Genomic DNA, 12,049 nt, shown 5'->3' with positions numbered 1-12,049 from the left:
CCGCCATCGCCGCGATGTGCTGCGCCGCCCCGCTCAACCCCGCCTACAAGGACCAGGAATTCGAATTCTATCTCGACGACCTGAAGCCCCGCGCCGTCATCGTCGCCGCCGGCGCCGACAGCCCGGTGCGCGGCGTCGCCGCCAAACTCGGCATCCCCCTGCTCGACCTCGCCGAGGACGAGTCCGCTCCGGCCGGCGCCTTCACGCTCGACGTCTCCGCCCTGCCCGAAACCCCCGCCGCCAACCCCGGCCCGGCCGAGCCCGAGGACGAGGCGCTGGTCCTGCACACCTCCGGCACCACCGCGCGGCCCAAGATCGTCCCGCTGCGGAGCAAGAACCTCGCCGCCTCGGCGCGGCACATCGCCGCCAGCCTGGCGCTCGCGCCGGACGATCTCTGCCTCAACGTGATGCCGCTGTTCCACATCCACGGGCTGATCGCGGCCACCCTCGCCTCGCTGCGCGCCGGCGGCGCCGTCTGCTGCACGCCGGGCTTCAACGCCTTCCGCTTCTTCTCCTGGCTCGAGGAGGAAAACCCCACCTGGTACACGGCGGTGCCGACCATGCACCAGGCGATCCTGCTCCGCGCCCCCGAGGACGACGCGGTCAGGGCGCTCGCCAATCTGCGCTTCATCCGCTCCTCCTCCGCCTCGCTGCCGCCGCAGGTGATGGCGGCGCTGGAGCAGAAATTCGGCGCCCCGGTGATCGAGGCCTACGGCATGACCGAGGCGGCGCACCAGATGGCCTCCAACCCGCTGCCGCCGCGCGCCCGCAAGGCCGGCTCGGTCGGCATCGCCGCCGGCCCCGAGATCGCCATCATGGACGATGACGGCACGCTGCTGCCGCAGGGCGAAACCGGCGAGGTCGTCATCCGCGGCCCCAACGTCACCGCCGGCTACGCCGCCAACCCCGAGGCCAACGCCAAGGCCTTCACCAATGGCTGGTTCCGCACCGGCGACCAGGGCATGCTCGACGCCGAGGGCTATCTCTTCCTCACCGGCCGGCTCAAGGAGCAGATCAACCGCGGCGGCGAGAAGATCAGCCCGCTGGAGGTCGATGTCGCCCTGCTCGACCATCCGGACATCGCCGAGGTCTGCACCTTCGCCATCCCGCACGACAAGCTGGGCGAGGAGGTGGGCGCCATCGTCGTCCCCCGCGCCGGCACCGCGCCCGACCCGCAGGCGATCCGCGATTTCGCCGCCGGCCGCCTCGCCGCCTTCAAGGTGCCCCGCCGCATCCTGATCATGGAGGCGATCCCCAAGGGCCCGACCGGCAAGGTCCAGCGCGTCGGCCTCGCGTCCCGCCTCGGGATCGAGGCATGACCAGCGTCTGCGTCTTCGGCGCCGGGGCCATCGGCGGCCTCGTCGCCGCCCGGCTGCAAGCCGCCGGCACCGATGTCTCGATCGTCGCCCGCGGCCCGCACCGCGCCGCCATCGAGGCCAACGGGCTTCTGCTCCTCTCCGGCGGAGAAAGAATCCTCACCCGCCCCCGCGTGGCCGATGCCGCCGAGCTCGGCCCGCAGGATTACGTTCTCGTCACCCTCAAGGCCCAGGGCATCGAGCCCGCCTTGCCGCAGCTCCGCCACCTGATCGGCCCGCGGACCACCATCATCGCCGCGATCAACGGCATCCCCTGGTGGTACACCTACGGCCTGCCCGCGCCCTTCACCGACCGGGGCATCAAGGCGGTCGATCCCGAGGGCGCGGTCTGGGCCGCGCTGCCGCCGGCGCAGACGCTCGGCTGCATCGTCTATCCCGCCGCCGAGATCGTCGAGCCCGGCGTGGTCAACCACACCTATGGTGACCGTTTCATCCTCGGCGAGCCCGACGGCGCCCGCACCGAGCGCGCCGCCCTGATCAGCCGCCTCATGATCGACGCCGGCCTCAAGGCGCCCGTCCGTCCCCGCATCCGCGACGACATCTGGGTGAAGCTCTGGGGCAACATGGCCTTCAACCCGATCAGCGCGCTGACCGGTGCGACACTCGACGTCATCACCTCCGATCCCGGCACCCGCGCCCTCGCCCGGTCGATGATGCTGGAAGGCGCGGCCATCGCCGAGGCGCTCGGCGTCCGCTTCGCCATCGATGTCGAAAAGCGGATCGACGGCGCGGCCGAGGTCGGCGCGCACAAGACCTCCATGCTCCAGGACCTCGAGCGCGGCCGCCCGATCGAGATCGAGGCGCTGCTCGGCGCCGTGGTCGAGATGGCCGGCTGGGTCGATATCCCGGCGCCGATCTCCGCCTCGGTCCTCGCCCTCGTGCGCCAGCGTGCCAGAATCGCGGGCGTCTGATCACGCTCGCGTGAATTACGCATAAGTGAACGCACAAAGTGGCGATCTGGTAATCCGTCTCGAATATTAAACCTTCGGCGCCGAACAGTCGTCGGACCCGCCCGCGTCGCGCCCACCGCCGGCGCGGGCTCAATCAAACAATAGAGAGACGCCCAGTGACCCCAACATCATTCGCGCTCACGCAATCCGCTTACGTGCCCCTCGGCCTCGCCTTCTTCGGCCTCGGCACCGGCTACCTCATCTTCGGCCCGCAGGAACTCTTCGGCTTCCCGGCGAAATCCGAGTCCAGCGAACTCACCAACGGCTGGTGGGGCTTCTGGATGCCCGGCATGCTGCAATTCCTCTGCGGCACCTACATCCTGGTCGGCCTGACCTGGTTCAACGTCTTCGGCGTCGGCGCGAAATCCACCCCGCTCTACGCCGCCGGCATCGAAACCACCGTCTTCGGCATCCACTGGCTGGCGATGGGCCTCAGCCGCATGCGCGGCGGCTCGATCGTGCCGAACGGCTTCATGAGCGTCGCCTTCTTCCTCGTCGCCCTGCTCGGCCTCATCGTCTTCAAGACCGCCGGCGACGGCCCGGTGACGCTGCTCTTCGCCGGCCTGATGGCGGTGTATTTCTTCGAATTCTTCTACTGCTTCGACCTGTTCATGCCGCTCAGCCGCAAGGCCCTCGGCCTCGTGCACATCCTCACCGGCCTGCTGCTGATGTATCTCACCTACGGCATCGTGCTGAACCTCTCGCTCGGCTGGCACGTCTACATCTGACCCGCACGCCCAACGCCTGAGCACACGGCCGGAGTTCTGCTCCGGCCGTTCTTCATTCCGCTCCGGAGTTTTTGCTCCGGCCGTTCCTCATTCCACGCCCCAAAATCCCGCCCTCGGTTGCCCGCGCGCCGCCCCCCACCTATACGGGCTGCAAACTCCGCACGCGCACAGGAACTCCCGATGGCCAGCTACCAGTACGTCTACGTGATGAAAGACCTCACCAAGGCCTTCCCCGGCGGCCGCGAGGTCTTCAAGGGCATCACCCTCTCCTTCCTCCCCGGCGTCAAGATCGGCGTCCTCGGCGTCAACGGCGCCGGCAAGTCCACCCTGCTCAAAATCATGGCCGGCATCGAGAAGGAATTCGGCGGCGAGGCCTGGGCCGCCGAGGGCGTGCGCGTCGGCTACCTCCCGCAGGAACCGCATCTCGACCCGACGCTGACCGTCGGCGAGAACGTCGCCCTCGCCTTCGCCGACATGCGCGCCGCCCTCGCCCGCTTCAACGAGATCTCCGAAGCCTTCATGGAGCCGATGGACGACGAGAAGATGAACGCCCTTCTCGCCGAGCAGGCCACCCTCCAGGAGAAGATCGACGCCGGCGACGGCTGGGAGCTCGACCGCCAGATCGACATCGCCCTCGACGCCCTCCGCTGCCCCCCGGCCGACAGCCCCGTCACCAACCTCTCCGGCGGCGAGCGCCGCCGCGTCGCCCTCTGCCGCCTCCTCCTCGAGAAGCCCGACCTCCTGCTCCTCGACGAACCGACCAACCATCTCGACGCCGAATCCGTCGCCTGGCTCGAAAAGACCCTCCGCGCCTACGCCGGCACCGTCATCCTCGTCACCCACGACCGCTACTTCCTCGAAAACGTCACCAACTGGATCCTCGAACTCGAACGCGGCCGCGGCTACCCGTTCGAGGGCAACTACACCTCCTGGCTGGAGCAAAAGCAGAAGCGCCTCGCCCAGGAGGAAAAGGAGGAATCCGCCCGCCAGCGCGCCCTCAAGGAAGAGCGCGAATGGATCGGCGCCTCCCCCAAGGCCCGCCAGGCGAAAAACCAGGCCCGCATCAGCCGCTACGAGGAAATGCTCGCCAAATCGACCGAGCAGGTCTCCGGCGTCGCCGAAATCGTCATCCCCCCCGGCCCGCGCCTCGGCGGCACCGTCATCGAGGCCCAGGACCTCCGCAAGGGCTTCGGCGACAACCTCCTGATCGACGGCCTCTCCTTCAAGCTCCCCCCCGGCGGCATCGTCGGCGTCATCGGCCCCAACGGCGCCGGCAAGTCCACCCTCTTCAAGATGATCACCGGCGTCGAAAAACCCGACGCCGGCACCTTCACCGTCGGCGACACCGTGAAACTCGGCTATGTCGACCAGTCGCGCGACAGCCTCGACGACAACAAGACCGTCTGGGAGGAAATCTCCGGCGGCACCGACGTCATCCACCTCGGCAAGCGCACCGTCGCCTCCCGCGCCTATGTCGGCGCCTTCAACTTCAAGGGCTCCGACCAGCAGAAGAAGGTCGGCATCCTCTCCGGCGGCGAACGCAACCGCGTCCACCTCGCCAAAATGCTCAAGGGCGAACACAACGTCATCTTGTTGGACGAGCCAACAAATGATCTTGACGTCGACACCCTCCGCGCCCTGGAAGAAGCCCTCGCCGAATTCGCCGGCTGCGCCGTCATCATCTCGCACGACCGCTGGTTCCTCGACCGCCTCGCCACCCACATCCTCGCCTTCGAGGGCGACAGTCACGTCGAATGGTTCCAGGGCAACTTCCAGGACTACGAGGAAGACAAGCGACGCCGCCTCGGCGCCGACGCCACCGAACCCCACCGCATCAAATACCGCCCCCTCACCCGGTAGCCAGCGGATGCAGGGTCTTGGTTCCGGGCCCACGCAGGGGTTCCACCCCCTGCACCCCCGCCAAGGGCTGAGCCCTTGGAACCGCGCTCGCGTTTTGGTTTTGGGGAGGGCGTGTCCCTGCCTTTACCAAGGCAATTGCCCGGATGCCCTCCCCAAAAACCAAAACGAATGGATTCCAAAGGCTCCGCCTTTGGCGGGGTTCAGGGGCGGCGCCCCTGATGGGGTCCGGGGCAAGGCCCCGCCATCTCCATGACCGCCAACCCCGCCTGGCGCGTCACCACGGCGCGGCTGCGACTGGAGCCGGTGAACTGGGCGGACCGCGACGACCTGGTCGCCCTGAAAACCGACCCCCGCGCCTTCGCCATGATGCTCGGCGGCGTCCGCACCGCCGAGCAGGCCACGGCGGAACTGGCGGAAGACATCGCCGCCTGGGGCGCGCAAGGCTTCGGAATCTGGACCATCCGCGGCCAGTCCACCAACGCCTTCCTCGGCATCACCGGCCTCGCCGACCGCCCGGACGGCCGCGGCATCGCGCTCCGCTTCGCCCTATGGCCCGAAGTCCGCGGCGCCGGCCTCGCCCGCGAAGCCGCCAGCGCCGCCCTCCGCTACGGCCACGACCGTATTTCGCTCCCCCGCATCATCGCCGTCGCCCGCGCCGACAATTTCGCCTCCCGCACCGTCCTCGGCGCCATCGGCATGACCGAATCCGAATCTTTTCTCCGCAACGGCGTGCAGATGTTGGTGTATGAGAGTGTGATGTCGACATAAAACGCCGAATAATTTATTCTGCAAAATCCGCAAAGGATGCTATAAATTAAAAACGATTGAGTTTTCAATTTTTGTTTTGTATTTGATTTTATTTATGAAATCACATAGAGAGTCGTCATCAGTATTTACTATATTTATGTCTTCATATTGTATAATGTCGTAGTATAAATTTATTTTGTCATTTTCGCTTTTTAAAAATGCCCTTGCACTACATGCATATGCTATTATTTTTTCTGCGATAATAACTCTTCCTATAAATAAAATATCTGAATTTGATTTTACTGTATTTTCTATTTTCTTATTTAATGATAATAATTTTTGTTGCGGCAAATTTTTCGGATTGAAAATGCAATCATATGCAAAAAAAATTGACTCCGCATGAAGATCTAAATCATTAAATGATGTCATATTTCCATTAGTTCCAGCAAAAGAAAGAATTTTATTTGCTAAATCAGATACAGTTTTTAAATACTCAAACCATTCAGTTTTGAATCCGGTAAAGTGTCCTGAAATGTCGAAAATCAATGATTGATATGCTGTATTGTTAGACTTAATTTGCAAGCGTTGAACCAAATTATTTGATATTAAGTCAAGTAAAATAAGATAATTATGACAATCGATAAATTCATGATTAGATTCAACGATGGAGTTAATTTCTAAATTGAAATTAAGACCCTTAGAAATACTGAAATCAAAATCTAAGTATCCCGATTTTATAATAATTCGAAAATTGTCTTTTGGAACTAATGCCGCTGGAAAATATAGACTTGCAGAAAGTCGCGCTGGCTGGGATCCTGGTGGCCCAAAAAATATAATTTCACAATCAATAGGTGTTGGAAGAATTTTGAAATCAATAATTTGATTTTGATTTAATCTATCTATTGGCAAATTAATTCCGAATCGAGATTCATACGCGTTTAGTTTAACAAGATTTGTGGACTTAATACCTAGCATCATCTCCACAAAATCATCAGGATTTTCAGCCGTAATCGTTGTTTCTAATCGAAAGCGCCTATCAGCATAGCCGGCGTTTTCAAGTTGATCTTGTTTTTTCTTTCTGTAATCCGCCATACTAGGATTGATAATGCTAAAAATCGCATCGACGATCGCCTTGCCATTTGGTGAAATATCTTGACCCGAGGTTTTTGGATCAAATGTAATCCTTTTTTTCTGCGGAGATTTCGGCTGTTCCGATACAGAATGTGATCTTAGGGACTTTAATATTCTTTCAAGATTTTCGTCAAAAATATGAATTAAATAACATTTAGACAATTTAAATGAATGTGTTGCGTTGTCTTCTTCAGCGATTAAAACGAAAACAAATGACGGATCTAAACTTTTTGCTAGTCGTTCTGCCGCGGAGAGACTTAAGTCAGTGCGAATTTTATCTGAATTTAGGTGGGTCTTTATTTGGACGCGGCAACTTAAACGATTTTGTCTTTTGTCATAAGAGATTGAAGAATCCGAATCGTCAGGAGGAAGCTCTACGATAAAATCCCAGCCCATCTTGTCACGAGATGCTCTATTAGCAATCAGGCCCGCTGCAGTGCACATGGCTGCGAAAGTATGTTCGCCCCAGGCACCAAGGTTGTCAGATGAATCACCCATGACGCTCATGGAACTATAGGGGCATCAAACAGTCTGTAGGTCTAGACAAAATCGACGAAAAATAACCAAGAACATCTTCGCCGTTAGATTACCGGCGTGCTGAGCGGCGCGTCTAGCGTATTCGTCATACCCAACAGTTCGCGGACGAGCGATAAGGATAAAAGCATAGAGGTATCAAAATCTAGGACACGCCTGTTGTCAGAAACATCGTCGCCGCCTCCTTAAGTCGGGACCGTCGGCGCGTGAGCGCCCGGCGGGAGCGGAGATCGTTCTGGGCGTCCTCGCCGTGCGCGAAATTGAGGGGCGGGACGATGAACTGGCCGACCTCCTCCACTCGATCCAGGCGGCGGTTAACCGGCGCGCCACACCGCTTGCATGAGCGCGCCCAGCCCTGTGACCGCTGTCACAACCAAACCGGCTCGGCCCCGCGCTGCGATTGACGATCGCTGCCGGATCGTAATCATATCCTTGCTCGCGCCCCGAACCCCGGCGCAACCGGTCGCTTCACCGCCCATCACCGGGGCAAGACGCCCCATGGAACTCGTCCATGACCAAGGTAATGTTCATCCCCGCGGACCCGAAAAGTGTCTACATCACCATGGCCCACCACGAATACGGCAACCAGGCCTTCGGCGGCCAGCCCGGCATGAACAAGGCCCAGCTCGTCGTCGATGACGATCTCCTGAAGGGCCGCTCGTCCATCGTCGTTCGGTACGATGGCGGGTCGGACCCCTATTTCAGCAGCTTCAACACCGCGCAGATCTACATTCGCGGCCACGGCATGCCCGGCTCCCCGACGATCGAGGTCGCCCGCAACGGCGAAACGATCCATTACACGGAAGTCGTCCAGCGCCTCATTACCACCGGCCTGAAACGCGAATTCTTCGGCGACATCAAATGCTTCAACTGCCACTCCGGCGAAGCCGGCGTCGGTGTCCACGGCAATCCCCAGCCCGCCTTCGCCCAACTCATCGCCGATGAAATGTTCGCCCGCGGTTACAAGTTCTGCAAGTTCTTCGGCTATACCGACGCCATCGACTCCTTCCCCACCAGCTTCGACAAGGGCGCCAACCCGCCCGATCCCGTCCTGCACAAATACCGTCGTGGCCCCGCGGGTCTGGGCAATCTCGGCCGCGCCAGCACCGGCCGCGAAGAGTTCTTTCCCAACCCCCGCCCCCTCTCCCTGAAAGGCCAATTCGCCAGGAAATTCTTCAACTAATGTCCCGCCCCTGAAACTCGTGGGTGAATTTCAGGGACAATCAGGCCACTATACTGTTGTTTTTCCTCGTATCCCGATCGGAGCGGACAACGAAACTCGATTGATGAGGAAGATGGAGCGCCTTCCGAGCCGTTTGGAACGGAACGCGCTCTGGCCCTTGCTTGCTCGACGGCGGAGCGTTCGTCCGGCCGCCACTGCGTTCCAGAATTTTTTAGAGCATCATCCGATCAGATGGAGTCATCTGATCGGATAAAGATGCTCTGTTTATCAATATGATAGAGCACTACATCCGATCCGAAAGGATCGGAAAGTGCTGTATATGCCGTTTCACGAATTGAGCAGGATCAAGGCGCGCGCGCCGGCGTCGTGGAATACATGCACGCTCGATACCAGTATGGAACGAAGGCCATGCGCACCCTCGTCGTCTATTATTCCCGCACCGGCACCACCGAACGCATCGCCCGCATGCTCGCCGCCGAGTTCGGCGCCGACATGGAGCGCATCCGCTGCCCCGGCTGCGGCCCCGGCGGGCGCGGCCTGCTCCGCACCATCCTGATCGCCCTCGGCCTCGTCGAACCGCCGATCTCCTCCGCCGCCTACGACCCCTCCGCCTACGATCTCGTCCTCGTCGGCACCCCCGTCTGGGCCTGGTCCGCCGCCGCCCCCGTCCGCCTCTGGCTCCGCCGCGAGGCCCGCAACCTGCCCGAATACGCCATCTTCGCCACCGCCGGCGGCTCGTCCTTCCGCCGCGCCTTCGCCGCCATCGAAACCCTCGCCGGCAAGCCGCCCCGCGCCACCCTCGGCCTCTCCGCCGAAGCCATCTGCTCCGGCCGCGACCACCTCGCCACCCTCCGCTTCTCCGAAGCCCTCCGCCCCGCCCACCAGCGCCTCTTCGCCTGAGCGCGAAACATCGCCCTTGCCCACCCCCGCCCGGTCGTGTTCATGTTCCGTTCATGCACGCCGCGTTCGCGCTCCGCTTCGCCGCCATCGTCCACGCCCTCTGCCGGGCCGTGGCCGCGCGCGGCGCCCGCGGCGCGCTCGCGGCCCCGGTCGTCATCCTGCTCTGGCTCCGCCTCAACCGCGCCTCAAAGCGGATCGGCAGCCTCGCCGCCCGGCTCGATGCCGCCGGCGGCGCCCTCCCCGCACCGAAGCCGGATCGCCGGCGCAACCGCCCCGCCCGCCGGAGCAAAACCCTGCCGCGCCGCTTCGCCTGGCTGCTCCGCCCCATCCCCGAGGCCACCGCCGCCGCCTCCCAGCTCCGCCACCTGATGGCGGACCCCGTCTGCGCCGCCCTCCTCGAAGCCGAACCCCGCTTCGGCCGCATCCTCCGCCCGCTCTGCCGCCACCTCGGCATCCGCCCGCCCGCCAGCATCGCCCCCCGCGAGCCACCGCCCGCGCCCAGGCGCCCCAAACCGGCTCCCGACCCCGAATTTATCCCCGAAATCCCGACACACGCCGCCCCGCCCGCGCCCCGAATCCGCCCGCGCGCGCAACGCCCCGTCCGCGCGCCCCCGCGCCCGGCCTGACCCCTCGCTTTTCCCGGAGAAAAAAACCCGTCAGGCCGCCTGCGTGCCGTCCGACGGGCGCGCCCGCACGCCGAAATACTCGATATACGGCGCGAACCGCGGCCGCAGCCGCTCCACGTTGATCCCGAAATCCGCCAGCCGATAGCGGTTCCGCCCATAGCCGCCGCGCGGCGCGGCATCGAGATGCGCCCGCATCGCCGCCTCCGCCGCGGGCGAGAACGTCTCGCCGAAATGCGCGTAGATGCCCGACACCGCCTTGATCGGGTCCGCCGTCAGCGTCTCGTACTGAATGTTCACCAGCCGCTCCGCCGGCACCGCCCCGCTGCGGTCGAATTCCACCAGACGCCGCGCCCCGTCGATCCACCGCTCAGTCACCTGCCGGCCGATCTCCGCCGGGTCGATCCCGCGCAGGAACGGCCGCCGCAGCACCTCGGTCATGTGCGCGACCGAGGCGAACACATGCACCGGGTCCCGATGCACGACGACGAACCGCGCATCCGGATAGGTCTGCAGGATCGCCTTCACCGAAAACGTGTGCTCCGGGCATTTCAGCGCCCAGAATCTTCCTCCGGTGCCGTGCTGCATCGCCTGCAGCCACTGCCGGTGAAACGCGAAGGCCGGCGCGTCGTCCTGGCTGTCGATCCATGCGGTGTAGCTCGGCACCCGGAACGTCGTGTCGAACCGCAGCGAGTGGAACACATGCGCGGTGATCTCGCTGCATTCCTGCGGACTGTCGGCGTCGATCGGGTGAATCGCCGGAAACTCCGGCGCCATGCCGGCGAACATGTCGAGCTGCCGGTCGGTCTTGCGCGCCACGGCGCTCGCGCGCGGATCGAACCCGCGCGGCCGCGGCGCCGGATACAGCGTCTGCCACACGCGCGGCACCAGCACGTCGGGGTCGAAGCCGAACAGCGTGTGCAGGAACGTGGTCCCCGACCGCGGCAACCCCATGATGAACACCGGCGCCCGCACCGGCTCGCGGCCGATGCCCGGGGTGGCGGCATGCATCCGCCGGATCGTCTCGGCGTTGCGGACCAGCCGCGTGAGGTCGTAGCGGACCGAGACCCGGCCAAACAGCGACAGGCTGGTCTCCGCCGCGATCGAGGCGGTCAGCCGCTCGAGCCCCTCGCGCGCGAAATCCGGCAGCGTGCTGCCGCCGGCGGCCTCGATCGCGCTTGCGTCGATTGCCGGAATGCCGCGCGGCAGCACCGCCTCCGCCGCGCCGAACCCGGCCGAGAGCAGCCGGAAGCGCAGGCTCTTGCCGGGTCGTTTCACGGGCGGTTCGGGTACCGGGTCGCGCGGCATGCTCAGCTCACTTCCGTTCGATCAGCTCGATCTTGTAGCCGTTCGGGTCCTCGATGAAGGCGATCACCGTCTTGCCGAACTTCACCGGCCCCGGCTCCCGCGTGATCTTCACGCCGGCGGCGCGGAGCTTCTCCACCGCACCGTATATGTCCGGCACGCCGAGGGCCAGATGTCCGAAAGCCGTCCCCTGGTCATAGCTGTCGACGCCGTAATTGTAGGTCAGCTCGAGCACCGTGTGCGAGGCCTCGTCGCCATAGCCGACGAAGGCGAGCGTATACTTGCCGTCCGGCACGTCGTTGCGGCGGAGTTCCTTCATGCCGAGCAGTTCGGTATAGAATTTCACGCTCTCGTCCAGGTTCCTCACCCGGATCATCGTGTGCAGATACTGAAAATCGCTCATTCCCGTTTTCCTTCGTCCCATCTTGCGGCGCCGGGGTCGATGCCGAGCAGGAACAGCCCCGCCGCCTCGGCCTCGCGCACCATTGCCTCGCGATCCATCAATATGGCGCCCTCGGCCTCGAATGCGATGCCGCGCAACCCAGCCTCCACCGCGCCCCGCACGGTTCGGACCCCGAGCGTCGGCAGATCGGCGCGGCGCTCCTGGCCGGGCTTGACCAGCTTGACCAGCACGCCGCCGGGCCCCGGCCGGCGCAGCGTGGCGGCGCGGGCGAGCATGGCATCCGTGCCTTCCGCCGCCTCGACCGCGAGC

Annotated in this window: 12 protein-coding genes; 8 read left to right on the top strand and 4 right to left on the bottom strand. The window is 63.3% G+C overall.

The window, feature by feature from the left end:
• From APM_RS14660 to APM_RS14640, 5 genes are all read left to right on the top strand, one after another.
• On the top strand, positions 1 to 1,319 hold a 1,319-nt coding region (locus APM_RS14660), incomplete at its 5' end, for an acyl--CoA ligase (RefSeq protein ID WP_007424157.1).
• A complete protein-coding gene (locus tag APM_RS14655) occupies positions 1,316 to 2,287 on the top strand; it encodes a 2-dehydropantoate 2-reductase (RefSeq protein WP_007424156.1) in 972 nt (323 codons plus the stop codon). The genes APM_RS14660 and APM_RS14655, both read left to right, overlap by 4 nt.
• Positions 2,288 to 2,442: 155 nt before the next feature.
• Complete coding sequence (locus APM_RS14650) at positions 2,443 to 3,054, top strand: hypothetical protein (protein ID WP_012040078.1); 612 nt, start codon at positions 2,443 to 2,445, stop codon at positions 3,052 to 3,054.
• A gap of 180 nt (positions 3,055 to 3,234) precedes the next feature.
• Complete coding sequence (gene ettA / locus APM_RS14645; protein ID WP_007424154.1) at positions 3,235 to 4,914, top strand: energy-dependent translational throttle protein EttA; 1,680 nt, start codon at positions 3,235 to 3,237, stop codon at positions 4,912 to 4,914.
• Positions 4,915 to 5,163: 249 nt separating this feature from the next.
• Entirely contained in the window at positions 5,164 to 5,682 is a 519-nt protein-coding gene (locus APM_RS14640; protein WP_007424153.1) for a GNAT family N-acetyltransferase, read from the top strand.
• Positions 5,683 to 5,721: 39 nt separating this feature from the next.
• On the opposite strand, the gene APM_RS21660 is transcribed toward APM_RS14640, so the two are convergent.
• On the bottom strand, positions 5,722 to 7,299 hold the full coding sequence (locus APM_RS21660; RefSeq protein WP_138919217.1) for a hypothetical protein: 1,578 nt from the start codon (positions 7,297 to 7,299) through the stop codon (positions 5,722 to 5,724).
• Between the two features lie 538 nt (positions 7,300 to 7,837).
• Between APM_RS21660 and APM_RS14635 the strand changes: the two genes are divergently transcribed.
• From APM_RS14635 to APM_RS14625, 3 genes are all read left to right on the top strand, one after another.
• Entirely contained in the window at positions 7,838 to 8,509 is a 672-nt protein-coding gene (locus APM_RS14635) for a hypothetical protein (protein ID WP_007424151.1), read from the top strand.
• A gap of 408 nt (positions 8,510 to 8,917) precedes the next feature.
• Positions 8,918 to 9,409 carry a hypothetical protein gene (locus tag APM_RS14630; protein ID WP_007424150.1) on the top strand — a complete coding sequence of 164 codons (492 nt, stop codon included), beginning with the start codon at positions 8,918 to 8,920 and terminating at the stop codon, positions 9,407 to 9,409.
• A gap of 53 nt (positions 9,410 to 9,462) precedes the next feature.
• Positions 9,463 to 10,035 (top strand): hypothetical protein, encoded by a 573-nt coding sequence (locus tag APM_RS14625; RefSeq protein WP_007424149.1) that lies wholly within the window; start codon positions 9,463 to 9,465, stop codon positions 10,033 to 10,035.
• A gap of 30 nt (positions 10,036 to 10,065) precedes the next feature.
• Here APM_RS14625 and APM_RS14620 read toward each other — a convergent pair whose 3' ends face one another.
• From APM_RS14620 to lpxI, 3 genes are all read right to left on the bottom strand, one after another.
• Positions 10,066 to 11,310 carry a sulfotransferase gene (locus tag APM_RS14620; protein WP_231844427.1) on the bottom strand — a complete coding sequence of 415 codons (1,245 nt, stop codon included), beginning with the start codon at positions 11,308 to 11,310 and terminating at the stop codon, positions 10,066 to 10,068.
• Positions 11,311 to 11,347: 37 nt separating this feature from the next.
• On the bottom strand, positions 11,348 to 11,740 hold the full coding sequence (gene gloA / locus APM_RS14615; RefSeq protein WP_007424147.1) for a lactoylglutathione lyase: 393 nt from the start codon (positions 11,738 to 11,740) through the stop codon (positions 11,348 to 11,350).
• Positions 11,737 to 12,049 (bottom strand): LpxI family protein (lpxI, locus tag APM_RS14610; protein ID WP_007424146.1); only part of this gene is annotated, 313 nt, incomplete at its 5' end. The genes lpxI and gloA, both read right to left, overlap by 4 nt.

It is taken from the genome of Acidiphilium sp. PM, from assembly GCF_000219295.1.
In the GTDB taxonomy this organism is placed as follows: Bacteria; Pseudomonadota; Alphaproteobacteria; order Acetobacterales; family Acetobacteraceae; genus Acidiphilium; species Acidiphilium multivorum.
Note: the sequence above shows the minus strand (reverse complement) of the source record. Positions and strands in the feature narration are given on the sequence as shown.

Excerpts from the sequence above, each read along its gene's own strand:
- APM_RS14640 (WP_007424153.1), top strand. The coding sequence starts at position 5,164 with ATGACCGCCAACCCCGCCTGGCGCGTCACCACGGCGCGGCTGCGACTG.
- APM_RS14655 (WP_007424156.1), top strand. The coding sequence starts at position 1,316 with ATGACCAGCGTCTGCGTCTTCGGCGCCGGGGCCATCGGCGGCCTCGTC.
- ettA (WP_007424154.1), top strand. The coding sequence starts at position 3,235 with ATGGCCAGCTACCAGTACGTCTACGTGATGAAAGACCTCACCAAGGCC.
- APM_RS14625 (WP_007424149.1), top strand. The coding sequence starts at position 9,463 with ATGCACGCCGCGTTCGCGCTCCGCTTCGCCGCCATCGTCCACGCCCTC.
- APM_RS14635 (WP_007424151.1), top strand. The coding sequence starts at position 7,838 with ATGACCAAGGTAATGTTCATCCCCGCGGACCCGAAAAGTGTCTACATC.
- gloA (WP_007424147.1), bottom strand. The coding sequence starts at position 11,740 with ATGAGCGATTTTCAGTATCTGCACACGATGATCCGGGTGAGGAACCTG.
- APM_RS14630 (WP_007424150.1), top strand. The coding sequence starts at position 8,918 with ATGCGCACCCTCGTCGTCTATTATTCCCGCACCGGCACCACCGAACGC.
- APM_RS21660 (WP_138919217.1), bottom strand. The coding sequence starts at position 7,299 with ATGAGCGTCATGGGTGATTCATCTGACAACCTTGGTGCCTGGGGCGAA.